General features: G+C 65.3%; 18 protein-coding genes. 4 read left to right on the top strand and 14 right to left on the bottom strand.

Features of this window, described 5'->3' with window-relative positions; translation table 11 throughout:
• Positions 1-2: 2 nt before the first annotated feature.
• The 7 genes from EN786_RS23845 to EN786_RS23875 all read right to left on the bottom strand — a co-directional run bounded on the left by EN786_RS23845 (position 3) and on the right by EN786_RS23875 (position 7,011).
• A complete protein-coding gene (locus EN786_RS23845) occupies positions 3-824 on the bottom strand; it encodes a sugar phosphate isomerase/epimerase (protein WP_127309040.1) in 822 nt (273 codons plus the stop codon).
• Positions 825-886: 62 nt separating this feature from the next.
• Entirely contained in the window at positions 887-1,729 is an 843-nt protein-coding gene (locus EN786_RS23850; RefSeq protein WP_127309041.1) for a carbohydrate ABC transporter permease, read from the bottom strand.
• Positions 1,730-1,734: 5 nt separating this feature from the next.
• The gene (locus EN786_RS23855) at positions 1,735-2,631 is read right to left on the bottom strand and encodes a sugar ABC transporter permease (RefSeq protein ID WP_127309042.1); all 897 of its coding nucleotides are present in this window, start codon (positions 2,629-2,631) and stop codon (positions 1,735-1,737) included.
• Positions 2,632-2,762: 131 nt separating this feature from the next.
• Complete coding sequence (locus EN786_RS23860; RefSeq protein ID WP_127391400.1) at positions 2,763-4,010, bottom strand: sugar ABC transporter substrate-binding protein; 1,248 nt, start codon at positions 4,008-4,010, stop codon at positions 2,763-2,765.
• A 111-nt stretch (positions 4,011-4,121) separates the two neighbouring features.
• Entirely contained in the window at positions 4,122-5,267 is a 1,146-nt protein-coding gene (locus EN786_RS23865; protein ID WP_127309044.1) for an ABC transporter ATP-binding protein, read from the bottom strand.
• Positions 5,248-6,207: a PfkB family carbohydrate kinase gene (locus EN786_RS23870; protein WP_127309045.1), complete on the bottom strand. Its 960-nt coding sequence runs from the start codon at positions 6,205-6,207 to the stop codon at positions 5,248-5,250. Before EN786_RS23870 ends, EN786_RS23865 begins: the two co-directional genes overlap by 20 nt.
• 3 nt (positions 6,208-6,210) lie before the next feature.
• Entirely contained in the window at positions 6,211-7,011 is an 801-nt protein-coding gene (locus EN786_RS23875; protein ID WP_127309046.1) for a class I fructose-bisphosphate aldolase, read from the bottom strand.
• Between the two features lie 180 nt (positions 7,012-7,191).
• On the opposite strand from EN786_RS23875, the gene EN786_RS23880 reads away from it, so the two are divergent.
• Positions 7,192-8,340: a Gfo/Idh/MocA family oxidoreductase gene (locus EN786_RS23880; RefSeq protein ID WP_127309047.1), complete on the top strand. Its 1,149-nt coding sequence runs from the start codon at positions 7,192-7,194 to the stop codon at positions 8,338-8,340.
• 14 nt (positions 8,341-8,354) lie between these two features.
• Complete coding sequence (locus tag EN786_RS23885) at positions 8,355-9,317, top strand: alpha/beta hydrolase (RefSeq protein WP_127282929.1); 963 nt, start codon at positions 8,355-8,357, stop codon at positions 9,315-9,317.
• Between the two features lie 27 nt (positions 9,318-9,344).
• On the opposite strand, the gene EN786_RS23890 is transcribed toward EN786_RS23885, so the two are convergent.
• Both EN786_RS23890 and EN786_RS23895 read right to left on the bottom strand, forming a co-directional pair.
• Complete coding sequence (locus EN786_RS23890) at positions 9,345-10,367, bottom strand: LacI family DNA-binding transcriptional regulator (RefSeq protein WP_127310598.1); 1,023 nt, start codon at positions 10,365-10,367, stop codon at positions 9,345-9,347.
• Positions 10,368-10,677: 310 nt separating this feature from the next.
• On the bottom strand, positions 10,678-11,217 hold the full coding sequence (locus tag EN786_RS23895; RefSeq protein WP_127310597.1) for an Lrp/AsnC family transcriptional regulator: 540 nt from the start codon (positions 11,215-11,217) through the stop codon (positions 10,678-10,680).
• Between the two features lie 48 nt (positions 11,218-11,265).
• Between EN786_RS23895 and EN786_RS23900 the strand changes: the two genes are divergently transcribed.
• Together EN786_RS23900 and EN786_RS23905 are read left to right on the top strand one after the other, a co-directional pair.
• A complete protein-coding gene (locus EN786_RS23900) occupies positions 11,266-12,456 on the top strand; it encodes an MFS transporter (RefSeq protein WP_127310596.1) in 1,191 nt (396 codons plus the stop codon).
• Positions 12,457-12,517: 61 nt separating this feature from the next.
• Complete coding sequence (locus EN786_RS23905; protein ID WP_127310595.1) at positions 12,518-12,946, top strand: GNAT family N-acetyltransferase; 429 nt, start codon at positions 12,518-12,520, stop codon at positions 12,944-12,946.
• A 30-nt stretch (positions 12,947-12,976) separates the two neighbouring features.
• Here EN786_RS23905 and EN786_RS23910 read toward each other — a convergent pair whose 3' ends face one another.
• The 5 genes from EN786_RS23910 to EN786_RS23930 form a co-directional block, all read right to left on the bottom strand.
• On the bottom strand, positions 12,977-14,092 hold the full coding sequence (locus EN786_RS23910) for an anhydro-N-acetylmuramic acid kinase (protein ID WP_127310594.1): 1,116 nt from the start codon (positions 14,090-14,092) through the stop codon (positions 12,977-12,979).
• Between the two features lie 6 nt (positions 14,093-14,098).
• Positions 14,099-15,103 (bottom strand): serine hydrolase, encoded by a 1,005-nt coding sequence (locus tag EN786_RS23915; RefSeq protein ID WP_245478318.1) that lies wholly within the window; start codon positions 15,101-15,103, stop codon positions 14,099-14,101.
• A gap of 106 nt (positions 15,104-15,209) precedes the next feature.
• Positions 15,210-16,958: an ABC transporter ATP-binding protein gene (locus EN786_RS23920; RefSeq protein WP_127310592.1), complete on the bottom strand. Its 1,749-nt coding sequence runs from the start codon at positions 16,956-16,958 to the stop codon at positions 15,210-15,212.
• Positions 16,955-17,794, bottom strand: coding sequence for an ABC transporter permease (locus tag EN786_RS23925; protein WP_127310591.1), 840 nt, complete (start codon positions 17,792-17,794; stop codon positions 16,955-16,957). Before EN786_RS23925 ends, EN786_RS23920 begins: the two co-directional genes overlap by 4 nt.
• Complete coding sequence (locus EN786_RS23930; protein ID WP_127310590.1) at positions 17,794-18,753, bottom strand: ABC transporter permease; 960 nt, start codon at positions 18,751-18,753, stop codon at positions 17,794-17,796. Before EN786_RS23930 ends, EN786_RS23925 begins: the two co-directional genes overlap by 1 nt.
• Positions 18,754-18,779 lie beyond the last annotated feature (26 nt).

Genomic DNA, 18,779 nt, shown 5'->3' on the forward strand with positions numbered 1-18,779 from the left:
TCTCAGGCTCCGTATCCGCGCATGGTCTGGCGGTTGGTCTTGACCGCGCCGGCTGGATCGGCGGCGGCGGTCTCGGATTCCTCCTCCAGCACCAGCCAACCGTTGAAGTTGGGCGCCGCGCTCGCGATCTCGATCACCTTCGCCGTGTCGCAGACACCCTTGCCGAGCATCGCCCAGGTGCCGCCGGCGTCGACGTCCTTCAGGTGCACGTAGCGGATGCGGTCACGGTAGGTGGTGAGCGTGTCGGCCATGTCCTTGTGGCCGCGCAATATGTGCCCGGTGTCCGGCACCCAGCCGACCAGCGAGGCGTCCAGCAGGGAAAAGATGCGGTCGTAGTCGGCGCGGTCGAAGAGCAGCGTGTTGTGGTGCGAGCTTGGATGCACCGCGACCTGGACGCCGACCTCGCGGCCGATCTCGCCGGCCTTGCTATAGAATTCCGCCGCAATGGCGAACTTGTCGTCGCGCGGCCCGTCGGAGACGACGGTCGCCGAGCCCATCGAGACAAGCGCGCCCGGAAAGGCCGCGGCAAAGTCGATCCAGCGCCTTGCGGTTTCGAGGTCGGCGCCAATCTGGTCCTTCAGCGTGAAGCCGCTCTTTGAACCGAAGGCGAAGGAGACCAGCGTCAGGCCGGTGGCCTTCAGCGCGGCGGCAAATTCCGCCGGCTTGCCGGCGTAGCGGCCGATCATCGTGTCGGTGATCTCGATGCCGGCATAGCCGCCATTGGAAATGGCCTTCAGGAGATCGTCCGGGCCGCCGGCAAAACGGTCTCCGAGCATTTCCCAGGTGAAGGTCTGGCAGCCGACTTTGAGGTCTTTCACGTTCATCCTTTCAATCCTTGATACCGCCCATTCCGTGATGTCGCTTTGCGTCTTCATGGGATGGACGTCTACTTGACCGAGCCCGCGGTCATCCCGGCGAGGAAGTACCTCTGGGCAAGAAGGTAGATGAGCAGGAGCGGCAGCGAGCCGAGCACGCTCATCGCCATCATCTGGTTCCATTCGAAAGCGTGCTGCCCCATCAGCAGCTGGATGCCGATCGGGACCGTGCGCATGGATGTCGACTTCGTCAGCGTCAGCGCGAAGAGGAACTCGTTCCAGCACAACAGGAAGGTATAGACCGAGGTCGCCACGATGCCGGGAAGCGAGATCGGGACGATCACCCGCCAGAGTGCGGTCCAGCTGCTGCCGCCGTCGACGGCGACGGCCTCGTCGAGATCGCGCGGCAAGGTGTTGAGATACCCGGTCATCAGCAGGATCGCGTAGGGCAGCGTGAACACCAGATAGGTCACGATCAGCGCGACATAGGTGTCGAAGATGCCATACGAGACGACTAGCCCGAAGAAGGGGATCAGAAGCGTGATCGGCGGAATCGTCTGCGTGCTGATGATGAGCGTGTTCAGGCTGCCCTTGCCGCGGAAGTTGAAGCGGCTGAACCCATAGGCTGCCAGCAACGCGATCAGCACCGTCAGCACGGTCACTGCTCCGGCAACGAAATAGCTGTTGAAGAAGAAGCGCAGTTTTACTGGGTCGCCAAGGATGGCCGCATACGCTTCCAGCGTGAAGGCCTTCGGCAGGATGGTTGGCGGCAGGGCAAAGATTTCGGTATTCGATTTGAACGAACTGGTCAGCATCCAGTAGATCGGGAAAGCCGCGAAAAACAGCCCGGCGGCAAGCGCGACATGCAGCGCGACGGTGATCAGTCGATCTTTCGGTGTGTGCCTTTTCCTCATGGTGACTACCGAGCCTTCTGATAACGGATGTAGAACAGCGTCAGGCCAAGAGAGATCAGCAGGATGATCACGGCGCTCGCCGCCGCCTGGGACAGGTTGTAGCTCGAGAACGCCAGCTTGTAGGTGTAGGTGCTCAGCACCTCGGTCGAGTAGATCGGACCGCCGCCCGTCGTTATCCAGATCAACGGGAAGACCTGCATGGTCCAGATGAAATCGAGCAGCGAGATGCTGATGATGATCGGCATCAGCTGCGGAATGGTGATGAAGATCAGCTTCTGGTAGGCCTTCGCGCCGTCGATGTCGGCGGCCTCGTAGAAATCCTTGGGAATGCCCTGCAGGCCCGCGAGCAGGCTGACCATGAAAAGCGGGTACCCCGCCCAGATATTGGCGAAGGTGACGGCGTGCAGCGCCGTCTCGGGCGAGGAAAACCACTCGACCTTGGAACCGATGATGCCCAATTGCATGAGGATGCTGTTCACGACGCCGTTGGGCTCGAGCAGCAGGCGCCAGATCACCGCGATGATCACGGCGGTGAACAGCCAGGGCAGGATGTAGAGCACGCGCAGGATATTGCGCAGCGTCGGATTGATGCGGTCGCTGTTCAGCATGAGCGCGAAGATCATGCCGATGGTCATGTGGAAGACGACGCTCATGCAGGTGAAGTAGAGCGTGTGCCACAGCGAAGCCCAGAACACGGGATCGGCAAAGATCGCCTGGTAGTGTTTCAGTCCGGCAAAGGAAGGGTCGCGCCGCAGCACCGCGCTGTTCTGGAACGAATAGCCAATCACCGTCACCATCGGCAGCAGCATCAGCAGGCTGATGATGATGAGCGAGGGCGACAGATAGAGATAGGGTGCGACCGCTCGTTTCAGCCGATGGTGGGAGCGCTTCTGCGGGGTCATATGCCAACCTTGGGATACGCCTTCAAGAGAAGGGGAGCTTCGGAAACGGGTCCGTCCGCATTGCCGATGCGTTGTTGCCGGGAGGCCTGCCCGAAGTCAGGCCGCCCGGTAGAGATCGCAAAACAGGCCGATCAGAATTTCGCCATCCAGCCCTTTTGAGCGTTGGCCGCGGCTTCTTCCGGAGATTGTTCGCCGGCGAGCATCTTCTGGGCTTGCACGTCGAACTGGGTCATCAGGTCTTCCGCCACCGGCAGGCCCGTGAACTCATTGGCAAGATAGCCGGTCTTGAAGATTTCGAAAGCCTTGCCGAATGCCTTGTCGGAGGTCACGAAATCTGGCTTGGCGTTGACGTTGCCGGGGAAGGCGTTGGCAAGCGACACGAGCTTGGCGTTCACCTTTTCGCTCATCAGATACTGGACGAGTTTCCAGGCCTCTTCCTGATGTTTCGAGCCCGCGGAGATGCCGATGCCCCAGGAGGCGTATGGCAGGCCGCGCTTGCCGTCGTAGTTTTCCACGACCGGGACCGGGATCAGGTCGAAGTTCAGATTGGGATTGCGTTTGCGGATGAGGTTCACATGCGCGAGCGAGTCGATCATCATCCCGACCCGGTCGTTGACGAATTCCTCGACCTTTTCCTGTTCGGTTTTGGTGGCGATGCCGGGCGAGATGGTGCCCGCGTCATTAAGCGATTTGACGAAGGTCAGCATATCCACCACCGGCTTGGCCTCGAGAGCGGGCTTGCCGTCCGCCATCATCGATTGACCCGACGCCCAGACCCACGACATCATGTCGTTCTGGACACCGGACGGCGTCTGCAGCGACAGCGGCAACACCCAGCCATACTGGTTCTTGTCGGCCTGGGTCATCTTCTTGGCGGCTTCGAGGAACTCCGCGCGGGTCGACGGCAGCTTGGTGACGCCCGCCTTGGCGGCGAGGTCCAAATTCACGAAGACCGGATAGACGAACGAAGCCACGGGAAACATCACCGCTTTGCCGTCCACCTTGATGATGTCCGCGACCTGGGCTTTGTCGAAGCCGCTCGCATCCATCATCGGGTTCATGTCGGCCAGCGCGTTCTGCGCGTTCAGATTGTTGACCCAGGCGCCGTCGAGACCAACGACGTCGCTAAGCGTTCCCGTCGCAGCACCAACCGAGATCTGGTCTCGCGTGGTCGCATAGGGGCCGCTGACCAGCGTCACCTTGATCCCGGGATTCGCGGCCTCGAATTCGTCCATGATTTTCCGCAGCGAGCCGGCGGGCAGCTCAGGCTCCCACCATTGGGTGAACTCCAGCGTCGTGTCCGCCATGGCGCCGGTTGCGCCAAGCAACCATGCGGCCGCGGCCATTTTCAGCACCGCGGGTCTTATCCGAAACGTCATTTTCTCCTCCTTCTTTAAGATCGGCTGCACAATGCGGACGATCGTCTGGTTTATTCAGAAGTCTTCATTCGCGGGCGCCTCGCTCTCGCCCGCCGGCTCTGCCGCAATTCTTCAGATCGCCAGATGCGTCTCGGGATCGAAGAAATGGAGCTTGCTGTCATCCAGGGCCAACCGGATTTCCGAGCCGGAGCGGACTGCGCTGTCCGGTTCGAATTTCGCCACCGCGTTCGACGTCAGGCCGTAATCCTCCACCGCGTCCGGGTCGCCGGAGTCCACCCGGACCGCGTCGATGTTCAGATGGACGATATGTTCCGACCCGAGTTCCTCGATCGAGGTCACCTTTGCCGGTATCGTCTGATACTTGCGGCCGGATTCGAGGCTGCTGTCATAGAGATGCTCCGGGCGGATCCCGAACACGACCTTGCGCCCCGCATACGACCTCAAGCCCGGCCTGCGCACGAAGGCTGCATCCTGCAGCCGGACGCCGAAGGTGCCGGACGTCAGTTCGTCGCCCGTCAGGGTCGCCTCGAAAAGGTTCATCGAAGGAGAACCGATGAAGCCGGCAACGAAGGCGTTCACCGGCGATTCATAGAGCCGCTTGGGTGTGTCGACCTGCTGCAGCACGCCGCCCTTCAACACCGCGACCCTGTCACCCATCGTCATCGCTTCGGTCTGGTCGTGGGTCACGTATATGGTCGTGACGCCGAGCTGCTTTTGCAGGCTGGTGATTTCCGCGCGCATCTGGACACGCAGTTTCGCGTCCAGATTGGAAAGGGGTTCGTCCATGAGAAAGGCGGCCGGCTCGCGCACCATGGCGCGGCCCATGGCAACCCTTTGACGCTGTCCGCCTGAAAGGTTCGCGGGTTTGCTGTCCAGCAGCGACGTCAGCTGCAGGGTCTTGGCGATCTCGTCCACGCGCTTCCTGCGCTCGGCCTTCGGCTTGCCCGCCAGCCGCATCGAAAAGGCGATGTTTTCGAACACTGTCATGTGCGGGTAGAGCGCATAGCTCTGGAAGACCATGGCAATGTCGCGGTCCTTGGGCGGCATGTCGACGACGTCGACGCCGCCGATCCGAAGGCTGCCGCTGGTGACGTCCTCCAGCCCCGCGATCATTCGCAACGCGGTGGATTTACCGCAGCCGGACGGGCCGACGAGGATCAGGAACTCGCCGTCCTCGACCGACAGGTTCAATTGGTCGATGGCGTGAAAATTGTTCCCGTAGGTCTTGCAGATATTCTCAAGAATGACTTCTGCCATCTTCCTCCTCCACAAGTCTCAGTTCGACCGCTGACGGAGCGTTCGCAGAGGTCAGAAGTTTCGTGACCTGGTCGTTGGTGGGCAGCGCTTCGCGCCCGCCACGTCCCGTTACGGACAGGGCTGCGGCCGCGGCCGCGAACGCGACCCGGCCTGCGGTGTCGGCCCCGCGCGTCAATGCATGGGCATAGGCGCCATGAAAGCAGTCACCGGCGCCGGTCGAGTCGACGACGTCAACCCGGTGCGGGGGCAGGTGCCAGAGCCCTGTCTCGTCGCGCCCGCGATAGTAGACGCCCCTGCCGCCATCGGTCAGAACCACGGCGGACCGCGACGGCAACCATAGCGCATCGAGCATCTCGGCCGGCGATCGGCGGCCCGTGGCAGTCCGCGCAAAGCCGAGGGGAAGAATGAGATGGTCGCAGAGCGCGATCAGCCTCTGGGTGTCCGGGCCGCTGCTCCATTCGATATCGCCGAGGATCGCAAGGCCGAGATCGCGAGCCCGGGCCACGACATCCAGCGACCGGATCGCGTAGCTATCGACGATCAGGACGGCTGCCCGGCTGAGGATATCGTCCGGAAAGTCCGGCGTGGTGCCCAGCATCGCTTCGTCGTCATAGGCGATGAACCGTTCCCCGTCCGAGCCGACTGTGATGCGCGAGCGCACCGGGCGCGCGTCCGGGTGGCGCGGTGCGAATGCGGTTTCAACGCCGCTCGCAACGAGATCGCACAGCACGGCGTCGTCCGCGGCACTGCCCAGCCATCCGACAAACCCGGCGGTTCCGCCGAGCCGCGCGACGGCGGCCAGCGCCGTCGCGACATTTCCGCCGAAAGCCCGGGCACTTTGCAGAACCTTTCCCTTGCCCGCCGACAACGGCTGATCGACATAGACGATGTCGTCGATCGCAATAGCGCCGAAGCCGAGGATCGAGGGGACGGCGGGCATGGTTCAGGCACCCGCCTTCGCCAGGGCGTCTTTTGCCGACAGGCCGTCATGGATGACGCCGCGAAAGGCAAGCGCCGCCTTCTGCGGATCGCCATGCCCCCAGAGATTGCGGCCGACCACGGCACCGCGCGCGCCGGCACGGATGGCGTCCGCCGTCTGCTGAAGCGCGCCGAGCAGCGTATCGGTCTTCGGACCACCCGCGATCACAACCGGCACCGGGCAGGTCCGGACGGTCTCTCGGAACGACTCGAAATCGCCCGTGTAGCCGATCTTGATCACGTCGACGCCGGACTCGTAGCCGATGCGCGCCGCATAGGCGATCTCGTCGGGGGTGAAGACGATTTTCGCCCCGTCGGTGAAATCGCGAGGGTAGATATGCGCCACCACCGGCATGCCGTAGCGAGCCGCCGCGTTCACCGAATCGGTCAGCCAGCGTATGTACTTGCCCTCGGTCGCGCCGCGCACCGGAATGGCCACTGCCAATGCATCGGCCCCCGCGCGCACCGCATCCTCGGGCGTTGCGATCAGCTCGCTGATGCGATCGTCCGGAGTGAAGCAGCCCGCCTGGATCACCAGGGAAGCCTTGCCCGCATATTGCGGCCACAAATGGCGGGCGGTGCCAGGCTGGATGCTGACATAGTCGGGTTTGCCCGCCATGACGCGCGCCAGCGCCCCCGGCAGGTCGGCAAGGCCGCCTTTGCGCACGTCGCCATAGCCGACGAAGTGGTCGACCGCGCCGCCAAAAAGGTTCCCCGATGGATGCGAGAAGAGGCGCGCAAGGCGCACCTTGGTTCCGAGGCTCATGAGTTCAAAATTCCCCAATCGGTTGTTTTCAAAATCCTGCTGCGTCAGCGTTTTCATATGCTCCATAAAATTTTTACGCGCGTCAAGAATTAAAATGTTGTATAGCGGCTTTCGATTGTGATCCATTGCTTGCGCCAGGGTGCGGCCAAGCCGTGGCCGCGTTGGGAGGTACGATCGAAAATGCACGGAAAATCAAAGACAAAGCTCGGCATCGGTGTCATCGGATGCGGCAACATCTCGATGACCTATCTGCGCAATGCGGCTCTGTTCGGCGGGATGGAGTTGCGCGCCTGTGCCGACATTTCCGCCGACATGGCGGCGCTCCGTGCCAAGGAATACGGCATCCGCGCGCTCGGCGTCGACGCGTTGCTGGCCGACCCGGACATCGACCTTGTCCTCAACCTGACGATACCGGCGGCGCACTTCGACATCTCGTTCTCGGCGCTTTCGGCCGGCAAGCACGTCTTCACCGAAAAGCCGCTGGCAACCTCGGCCGGCGACGGCCGCCGGCTGGTCGCCGAAGCAGCCAGCCGCGGCCTGCTGCTCGGCTCGGCTCCCGACACCTTCCTCGGTGCCGCCGGGCGCCGCGCGCGCCGCCTGATGGATGAGGGCGCCATCGGCCGCGCGGTGACCGGCACCGCCTTCATGATGGGGCGCGGCATGGAGCACTGGCATCCCAATCCGCAATTCTACTACCAGCCCGGCGGCGGCCCGGTCTTCGACATGGGCCCTTACTACCTGACGATGCTGGTCAACCTGCTCGGCCCGGTCGCCAGCGTCATGGCCATGGCGACGCGCGGCCAGGAGGAGCGGCTGATCACCGCCGACGGTCCCTTCAAAAACACCAGCTTCAAGGTCGGCACGCCGACCAACATCCTGTCGCTGCTCGAATTCCGCTCCGGCGCCAGCGTCACCTTCGGCGCCTCCTGGGATGTCTTCAGGCACTCCAACCATCCGATCGAACTGCACGGCACCGAGGGCTCGCTGAGACTCCCCGATCCCGACACGTTCGGCGGCACCGTCTCGCTGTCGGCGCGCGGCGCCGAGTGGAAGGATTTCGAGAGCGACAGCGAGCTCTACGGCGCGCGCAACTGGCCCTATGCCGCGCCCGACCGCGCCAACTACCGCATGCTCGGTGTCGCCGATATGGTCCGGTCGCTGTCCGAGGGCAGGAGGCCGCGCGCCTCCGGCGAACTGGCGCTGCATGTGCTGGAGATCATGGAGGCGATCCTCGCCTCGGGCGAGCGCCGCGGATCGGTTGCTGTCAATGGCACCGTCGACCAGCCGCCGCTTCTCGCCGAGGACGAGGCGACGAGCCTGCTGGCCTGACGGGAGGCCGCCCGATGACGACATCGCCCTCGACGGCAGCCGGGCTCGATCCGCAAGCCCGCCACGTGCTCGATCTCGGCCGGCAGGCCGCCGCCCCGCCGTTCGAGACCGGCACGCCCGAAGAGGCGCGCCGCGCCTATGACCAGGGCTCTCCGGACCTGCAGGGCGAGCGCGAGCCGGTCGGCCTGGTCGGCGAGCGCACGCTCGCCGGACCCGGCGGATCGCTGGTGGTAAGAATCTATCGCGGGCAGGGGGCTCCGTCCCGGGCTGCTCCCGCGCTGCTCTATCTGCACGGCGGTGGCTGGGTGATCGGCAATCTCGACTCGCATGACGAGATCTGCCGCTGGTTCGCCAACATCGCGGCATGCGTCGTCGTTTCGCCCGCCTACAGGCTGGCGCCGGAGCACAAGTTTCCGGCGGCGGTCGAGGACTGCCGCGCCGCGCTCTCCTTCATGCGGGATGAGGCCGCCGCTCTCGGCATCGATGCTGGGCGCATCGCCGTTGCGGGCGACAGCGCCGGCGGCAATCTCGCCGCCGTGCTCAGCCTGCTCGCGCGGGACGACCGGATTCCGGTGACCGCACAGCTTCTGCTCTACCCCAACACCGATGCCGCGCAGACGGCGGACAGTTACCGACGCTTCGCCGAGGGTTTCGGCCTGACCGCCTCGACCATGGCATGGTTCCGCGACCAATATGTTCGCGACGCCGGCGACATCGACGACTGGCGCGTCTCGCCGCTGAAGACCAAAGGCCTTGCCGGTGCCGCCCCCGCCTTCGTCGCCATCGCCGGCCACGACATCCTCGCCGACGAGGGCGAGGCCTATGCCAGGCGTCTCCATAACGACGGCGTGCCGGTGGTGCTCAAGCGCTGGCCGGGCCAGATCCACGGCTTCGTCTCGATGGGCCGCCACGGCCCGGCATCGCGGCAGGCTGTCGAGGCGGCGGTCGCCGCCTGGCGGAGCTTCGATCCCGGTTGAGTTGGGTCGGGTCTGTCGAGGTTCAGGTCACGCCGACTGGCGCATCACCAGCGTCGCGTCGAGATTGACCTTGGGCGCCACCGCCGTCCCGTCCTCGTTGAGCAGCCCCAGCAGCGTTTCGACGCTGCGCCCGGCCATGGCGGCGAAGTCCTGCGCCATGGTGGTGAGGCCGGGGCAGGTGTAGCGGCTGAGCGGATGATCGTCATGCGCCGCGACCCTGAGGTCGCAGTCCGCCTTGCGGCCGACCTTGATCCCCTTCGAGAAGGCGGCCGCCATCACGCCGAAGGCGAGACGATCGTTGTTGCACAGGATGGTCTTGCCCGGCAGGCCGCCACTGCCGAGCATCCTCTCGGTCTGTTCGTAGCCGATCCGCTCGAAATCCCAAGTGTAGTCCCTGGTATTGCCTATGACGATCGGCTCATGCCCGAGCCGCTTCATCGAGGCGACATAGCTGGCCAGCCGTTCGGGCGAGTTGTGGTTGACATGCGGGATGTCGAAATAGACCGGCGCGTCGCCCGATCGGCAGAGATACTCGACGATCGTCGCGACGCTCTGCGTGTTGTTGTTGCCGACGAAGGGCGTGCCGCCATCGAGATAAGTGTCGAAATAAACGATCGGGATGGCCTGCGTCAGCTTCTCCAGCGTGCGGTGATCGGAGCGCCGCCCGAGCGGCGCGACGAGCGCGCCGGAGACCTTCAAGGACAGGATGGTCCGCGTCGCCTCGACCTCGAGCTCGGTCGAGCCGTGCGAGGAAATGACGATCGGCCAATAGCCTTCGTCGCGCAGCCGAAGCTCGATGCGGCTGACCATTTCCGAATAGAACGGGTCGGTCACCGTCGGCACGACGATGCCGATGCTGCGGGTGCGCTTGCGGTTGAGGTTGCGGGCGAACAGATTCGGCTGATAGTCGGAGGAGCGCAGCGCCTCCTCGATGCGCTTTCTGGTCGCCGGCTTGACGCTGGTCGGATCGTCGAAATATTTCGACAGCGTCGGTCTGGAGACGCCGCAGGAACGGGCGAAATCCTCCATGGTCTTGTGCGTCATCGCCATTCCAACCCTCGCGGCATGGACATCCGAAGAATCCTCGGTTCCATGCGACTGCCCCGGCACCTACTTAGAGCGCGCCGGCGCGCACCTGCAAGGTGAAACTTTACAGACAAGTTTTCAAGTTTCAACGCGTTATGAGAAATTATTGCATGCGTAAATTTTGTGCAGAAGCGTGTGCAGCTTTCAGTGAGGGTAACGCCTAGAGCCGGATGATTTCAGGTCGAATCGACCTGAAATCTGAATCCGGCTCTAAATCAGAGAAATAGAGCATGATGTCGCCCGAAAACCGCTTCACACTTTTCGGCATCATGCTCTAGTAGACCGGCGTCGCCATATGCCGGGGCGCCGGCCATTCCTGGGTGATGCCGGGCTGCACCGGCCGCTCGAGATACGTCGACAGCACCACATAGCTGCGCGTCGAGGTGACGCCCGGCGTTTCGTAAAGCCGTGACAGCAATCCCTCCAGCGCGCGCGTGTCCTCGGTGCGGACCTTGAGCAGCATGCAGGTGTCGCCGGCCACCGTATGGATCTCCTCGACTTCGGGGAATTCGGACACCGCCATCAGCTCCGGCGTCTTGCCCCAGCCCCTGGTGTCGATATGCACGAAGGCGAGCAGCGGCTTCTTCACCGCTCTGGGATCGATGATCGCCGCCGTGGCGCGGATGGCGCCGCTGCGCTTGAGGCGCTTCACCCGCTCATGCGCCGCCGGCGGCGACAGGCCGACGCGATCGCCGAGCTCGGCGTAGCTGATGGTCGCGTCGTCGACCAGGATGCCTAATATCTTTCGGTCGATAGGGTCGATATCGCGGGTAGGCTGCCTGTTCCGCTGAATGCCATCTGTTTCTTCATCCATATCGGAATTCCTCATTGATGCCGAATTAAATACGGCCATTATGAGCATATGTCGAACAGTGATCAATCAGCAATTCTGGTGGCGGCGCCCCGGCCGCCGATCCCGGCGCTCGCCTATCTCCTGACCGGCTGCATCGCCGTCATCGGTTCCAACTCGCTGGTTCTCGGCCCGATCGCGCCCGCCGTGGCGACCTCGTTCGGGACGAGCGTGCCGGCGGTGATGAGCGCGGCCGCTGCCTTTGGCCTCGGCACCTCGGCCAGCGCGCTCTTCCTTGCCCGCTATATCGACCGGGTGGGCGCGCGCCGCATGCTGCAGGGCGCATTGCTGCTGCTGGCGCTGGCCCTGGTCGCCAGCGCGCTGGCACCGACGGTGACGGCGCTGGTCGCGGCCCAGCTGGTCGCCGGCATCGCCGCCGGCGTCGCCATGCCGGCGATCTACGCGAGTTCGGCGGCGATCGCGCCGCCCGGCCGCGAAAGCGGCACCATCGGCGTCGTGCTGACCGGCTGGACGCTCTCCATGGTGGCCGGCGTCTCGCTGTCGGCCGTGCTTGCCGATCTCGTGCACTGGCGCGCCGTCTTCGCCGCCGTCGCGCTCCTGGCCGCGACCGCCGTCGTCGGCCTGACAATGAGTTCGCTGCGCGACAGCAAGAAAAGCGGCCCGGCGCCTTCGCCGCTCGGCGCCCTCGCCGTTCCCGGCATCCTGCCGCTGCTGATCGCCTGCGGCGCCTTCATGACCGCCTTCTACGGCGTCTACGGCTATCTCGGCGATCACCTTCACCAGGGCCTCGGCGAGCCGGTCAGCGCCAATGGCCTGGCGGCACTCGCCTATGGTTTCGGCTTTGGCGCGGCGGCACTGCTCGACGGCGTCATCGACCGCCTCGGCGCCCGGCGCGTCATGCCGTTCGCCTATCTGCTGGTGGCGGCCGTCTATGTCGCCATGGCCACCGCCAGCGGCAGCTTCGGCCTGCTCATGGCGACGATCGCCCTCTGGGGCCTTGCCAACCATTTCGGGCTGAACGTCCTGGTGATGCGCCTGACCGCGCTCGACCCCACGCAGCGCGGCACCATCATGGGCCTGAACAGCTCCGTCACCTATCTCGCCGTCTCCATCGGCACCGCCGGCTTCGGCCCGCTCTATACGAGCCTCGGCTTCGCCAATTGCGCCGTGATCGCGGCCCTGCTGATGCTGGTCGCCGCTTCGGCGGCGGCATGGCGCTCGGCAGGCACTGCCCAGCAGTAAGCTTGCGTCCCTGTTCGGTCCTTCGCTAAGGCTGGCAAATGGAACCGAACTGGACGAAGCGATGAAGACGACGCTTGAGACCACCGCCGATCCTTCGGCGCAGGAACTCGCCTTCCTCGGCGAGCAACTCACGGCCTTCAACGACGCCGATGTCGGCGCCTCGGGCCGAAAGGCGCTCGCCGTCTTCGTTCGCGACGAGGCTGGCAAGGTCGTCGCCGGCATCTCCGGCTACACCGCCTGGGGCTGGCTCTTCGTGCAATGGCTGTGGGTCGACGAGAGCCTGCGCGGCCAGCACATGGCGGGCCAGATGCTGCAGGCGGCCGAACAGGAGGCGGTGGCGCGCGGCTGCCACGGCGCCTGGATCGACACCTTCAATCCCAAGGCGGCGAGGGCCTATGAGCGCCAGGGTTACCAGCGGTTCGGCACGCTGCCCGATTTCCCCATCGGCCGCAGCCGCATCTTCCTGCAGAAGAGCCTGACTGCCGCCTGATCGGCGGTCCGGAATTGCGTCAACCAAAACCTACCCGGCGAGCTTCCCGCCGCGCATCGGCTGCGGCACGCCGGTCGTGCTCGGAAAACTGATCGGCAGGCCGCGCAGCACCCGCACCGCCAGGAACGCAAAACACTCCGCCTCGACCGCGTCGCCCTTCCAGCCCAGCGTCTCGGCTTGCACGGCCTCGACGCCGGAACGGCTGGCGAGCATCGCCATCATCGTCGGGTTGTGGCGGCCGCCGCCGCTGACCACCAGCCGTTTCGGCCGATGCGGCAGAAGGTCGAGCGCCTTGCCGACGGCGGCGGCGGTGAAGGCGGTCAGCAAGGCTGCGCCATCCTCGGCGCCGAGGCCTTCGGCCATCGCGGCGGTGAAGTCGAAACGGTCGAGCGATTTCGGATAGGGCTTGGTCAGATAGGGATGTTGCAGCAGCCTTGCGAGCCGCGCCTCGTCCACCGTGCCGGCGCGCGCCAGCGCGCCGTCGCGATCCATGTCGCCAAGCCCCTTTGCCTTGATGAAATCGTTGAGCGGCGCGTTGGCCGGTCCGGTGTCGAAGGCGACGACATTGTCCTTGCCGTCCCACCAGGTGATGTTGGCGACGCCGCCGAGATTGAGCACCGCCATGTCGCCGCTGGCATCCGCCGCGCGCAGCAGCGCGGTGTGATAGGCAGCCGCCAGTGGCGCGCCCTGTCCGCCGGCGCGCATGTCGGCCGAGCGGAAGTCGTAGGCGACCTTGGTTCCGAGGATCGAGTGCATCAGCTCGCCGTCGCCGAGCTGGCGGGTCTGGCCGAGCCGGCCGGCCTCCGGCGCGCGATGCAGCACCGTCTGGCCGTGGAAGCCGACGACGCCGATATCGGCCATGGTCAGGCCATGGCTTTCGACAAGGTCCTTCACGGCCGCCGATTGCGCGCGCGTCAGCGCCTCCTCGGCCTCGCGGAAGATCGCCGGTTCCGGTCCGGTGAAGTTCCACGCGCGCGCCTTCAGCAGCGTCTCCTCCAGCAGGGTACGGATCGATTGCGAGTAGGGCGCCAGCGCATAGGTGCCGAAATCGGCGATCCGCTCGCCGTCGGTCCTGATCAGCGCGACGTCGATATTGCCGTCAAGCACGGTGCCGGTCATCAGGCCGACGGCCCAGATTGGTTGCATGGGTTGCTAGTCCTCGTTGATCCGATCGCCGACAGCCTGGCGAAGCGCGGCGATTCCGCTGTTGAAATGACGTGTCGGATGGATCCGGTTGGTGAGCAAGGTCCAGGCCCTGCCTTTGTCGAAGTCGATCCACAGCCCGGTGCCGGTGAAGCCGGTATGGCCGATCGTGCCGGGGCTGCAGAGCCCGCCGCCGGACCAGCCTTCGTAAGGGCGTTCCCAGCCATGGGTGCGGGTGGCCGACAGCGGCGCCCGCATCAGCGCGATCGAGGCCGGCGAGGCGCCGGTGCCGTCGAGCAGCCCTTGCGCGAAATCGAGGACCGAGGCAGCCGTGCCGAACAGGCCGGCATGGCCGGCGCCCTCGAGCGCCGAGCAATTGTCGTCATGCACCTCGCCTGAGAGCACGCGGTGGCGCCAGGTGCAGTCTTCCGTCGCCGCCGCCTGGTCCGGCGCGGCCGAGAAGGCGAAGCCCGGACCGGGATCCATGGCGCGGATCCTCTTGCCCGACAGGCGCTCCATCGCGAAGCCGAGCAGGATGAAGTTGATGTCGGAATAGACCGGCATGCCGGCCTGCCATTCGCGCTGCAGGATGAAGGCGCGCAAGAGGTCGGGATCGCGGCCATAGGTGTATATGGGCGCGACGGCCGGAAACGGCGTCTGGTGGCCGAGGCACTGGCGAAACGTTACCTTTCGCTCCCACGCCTTCTCGTCATATTGGCGCAGGTCCGGCAGCGCCGAGATCAACGGCGTGTCGAGGTCGATGACGGCATCCTCCGCCAGCTTGAGAATGCGCGGCGTGGTGAAGATGACCTTGGTCAGGGAGGCGAGATCGAACCAGGTTCCTTCATGCATGGGCCTGGGTTCGGGCACGCGTTGGGCGAGGCCTGTTGCACGCACAACGCGGGCGCCGCCGCGCTCGACAATCCCTAACACGCCGCCCGGAATGCGGCCCTCGTTCACCGCGGTTTCGAGCGGCGCGAAGGCGTGAGTGAAGAGCTCGGCGAGGGCGGTCAATATCGGCCTCCATCGGAGAGGCAGCGATCCGTCCCACACCCCTCTGGCCGGCAGGCCGGAGGGGAGTGCTGTCCCGCCAAGCCTGCGCATCTTTGAGCGCTATCCTTCACCCCTCGATCCTCACTCTGTGATCCGACCCAAACACATCCCACTTTGCTGGCCCCGGTTCAAACCCCAGCGGCCGCACCAGCGACGGCACTTGCCGCGTGTCCAGTTCGAAACGCTGGCGCCGCCGCTCGATGGTCGGCACCGCCGCGATGAGCTTCTTCGTGTAGGCATGCCTGGGCGCCGACAGCACCGACTTCGCATCGCCGATCTCGACGATCTGGCCGGCATAGATCACGGCGATCCGGTGCGCGATGCGTTCCACCACGGCCATGTCGTGCGAGATGAACAGATAGGCCAGGCCAAATTCGCGCTGCAGGTCGACCAGAAGCTCCAGCACCCGAGCCTGTACCGAGACGTCGAGCGCCGAAACCGCTTCGTCGAGCACGACGACGGACGGGTTGAGCATCAACGCGCGCGCTATGCACAGCCTTTGCCGCTGACCGCCGGAGAATTCGTGCGGATAGCGCTCCAGGCTGTTTTCCGGCAGGCCGACGCGCTTCAGCAGCGTCGTCATCCTCGCCCGCGTCTCTGCATTCACGCGGCCGCCGCTGGCGATCACCGGTTCGGCGAGGATGCTCTCGATCGTCAGTCGGGGATTGAGCGAAGCATAGGGGTTCTGGAACACCATCTGGATCGGCAGTGCGCTCTGCCCGGCGGCGGCCTTGCGGACGCTGGCCGAAAAGCTGCCGCGCGTCGAGCGCACCAGGCCTAGCACCGCGCGGGCCGTGGTCGACTTGCCGGAGCCGCTCTCGCCGACAATGGCCAGCGTCTCGCCCGGCATCAGCTCGAAATCGACGCCGTCGACGGCATGCACTGCGCCGGTGGCGCGCCCGAACAGGCCGCTCCTGACCGGATAGCGCACGGCAAGCCCGTCGACCTTGAGCGCCGGCTCGGCGTCAGGCGCCTTCTCGCGCCGCCCGTCCGAACGCGTTGCCTTGCCGCTGGCGAAATGCGGCACGGCGTGCAGCAAATGCTGCGTATAGGCATGCCGCGGATGGTCGAGGATCTGGTTCAGCTCGCCCTGTTCGACGGCCTGTCCGTTCTGCATCACCATCACCTTGTCGGCGATGCCGGCGACGAGGCCGATATCGTGGGTGATGAAGATCATCGACATGTCGGTCTCGCGCTTCAGCTCGGCCAGCAGCGCCATGATCTGCGCCTGCACCGTCACGTCGAGCGCCGTCGTCGGCTCGTCGGCGATCAGCAGGCGCGGATTGCAGGCAAGCGCCGTGGCGATCATCACCCGCTGCAGCATGCCGCCGGAAAGCTGGTTCGGCGTGTATTTCAGCCGCCGCGCCGCATCGGGGATGCGTACCCGGTCGAGCGCATCCTTGGCGGCGGCCATCGCCTGGCGGCCGGTCAGGCCGCGATGCAGGCGGAACGATTCCGCAATCTGCGTACCGATGCTCAGCACCGGATTGAGCGAGGTCATCGGCTCCTGGAAGATCATGCCGATCTCGGCGCCGCGGATCTTCGTCAGTTGCGGTTCGGCCGCTCGCGCTAGATCGAGAACGCCGCCGTCGCCGCGCCTCAGCCGGATCGAGCCGCTGGTGATCTTGCCGCCGCCGAAATCGACGAGCCGGTTGATCGACAGCGCGGTGACCGACTTGCCGGAGCCGCTCTCGCCGACGATGGCGAGCGTCTCGCCGTCGGCGAGCTCGAAGCTCACGCCACGGACAACTTCATAGGCCTCGGCCTTGCGGCCGAAGCCGACGCTGAGATCGGATACGGAAAGCAGCGGGATCACGCGATCGCCCTCCGCATCTTCGGATCGAGAATGTCGCGCAGGGCGTCGCCCAAAAGGTTGAAGCCGAGGATGCTGATCATGATGGCGATGCCCGGGAAGATCATCAGCCACGGCGCCGTTTCCATAAGATTGCGGCTGTCACTCAGCATCAGGCCGAGCGAGGCTGCGGGCGGCTGCGTGCCGAGACCGAGGAAGCTCAAGCCGGCTTCGGTGAGCAGCGCCCAGGCCAGCGCCAGCGTCACCTGGACGGTCAGCGGCGCGACCAGATTGAGCAGCAGGTGCCTGGTCAGGATGTAGCTTGAACTGCTGCCGAAGGTGCGCGCGGCGTCGACGAATTCGCGCGCCCTGAGCGACAGCGCCGGGCCGCGCACCACGCGCGTGAAGATCGGCGTGTAGACGATGCCGATGGCAAGCACGCTGGTCCAGGTGCCGGGACCGGCGACGGCGACGATGAGCAGTGCCAGGAGGATCGCCGGGAAGGCGAGCAGCACGTCCATGATCCGCATCAGCACGCCGTCCCAGCGGCGCCCGAACCAGGCCGCAGCGAGGCCGAGGACGGTGCCGGCGAGCGTGGCGAAAGCCACCGAGAAGAAGGCGACGGTGAAGGACTGGCCGATGCCCATCATCAGCCGGCTCGCGACGTCGCGGCCGAACAGGTCGGTGCCCATCCAGTAGGCGGCGCCTGGCGCGTGCAGGCGGTCGACACGGTACTGCGTCAGCGGGTCGTGCGGCGTCAGCCCGAGCAGGCCAAGCACGGCAAGCAGGAGATAGAGCCCGACGATGAAACCGCCGATGCGGCCGCTGGTATGCGCGAAGATGGCTTTGAGGATGCGCATCAATTCTCCCCCAGCCGGATGCGCGGATCGAGCGCGGCATAGGCGAGGTCGACCAGGAGATTGACGATCATGAAGTTGAAGGCGATGAACAGCACGCATCCCTGCACCAGCGCATAGTCGCGCTGCAGGATCGCGTCGAGCACCAGCCGTCCGAGGCCGGGCAGCGCATAGATCTGCTCCACGATGACTGCGCCGCCGAGCAGATAGCCGAATTCGATGCCGCTCAGCGTCACCACCGGGATCAGCGCGTTGGGCAAGGCATGGCGCCAGATGACGCTGCGCGCCGAGGCGCCCTTGCTGCGGGCGGTGCGCACATAGTCGTCGCTCAAGACGTCGAGCATGGCCGAGCGCGAGATGCGGGTGACCGAGGCGGCGAAGGCGAAGCCGAGCGTGATGGCGGGCAGGATCAATTGGCCGAGATTGCGCAGCGGATCCTGCCACAGCGGCGCGAACTCGCCCATCGCCGGCAGCACGCCGAAGCCGGCCGACAGCGTGTAGATGATCAGCAGCGCCAGCACGAAGTTCGGCGTCGACTGGCCGATCATGGCGGCGACGCGCACGCCGAGGTCGGAGAGCTTCTCGTTGCGCGTGGCGGCAAAGACGCCGGCGGGCACGCCGACCACAAGCGCGATCAGCATCGACAGCAGCGCCAGTTCGAGCGTCAGCGGGAAGCGCTCGAGGATGACGTCGAGCACCGGCCTGCCATAGGTCGTCGAGATGCCGAGATCGCCGTGCAGCAAGCCGAGCAGCCAGCGCCCGTACTGGACGAACCAGGGCTGGTCGATGCCGAAATAGGCGGCCAGCGCAGCGCGCTGCTGCGGCGTCAGAAGCCCCGCCTCGGTGCCCAGCATCGCCGTGATCGCGTCACCCGGAACCATCCGGATGGCGACGAACACGACGATGGAGACGCCGATCAAAACGAGAGGAAACACCGCCAGGCGCCTGAGCAGATAGGTCACGCGAAGAACACCTCTCGTCCGCCGGC

Source organism: Mesorhizobium sp. M4B.F.Ca.ET.143.01.1.1 (assembly GCF_004792275.1).
Taxonomy (GTDB): Bacteria; Pseudomonadota; Alphaproteobacteria; order Rhizobiales; family Rhizobiaceae; genus Mesorhizobium; species Mesorhizobium abyssinicae.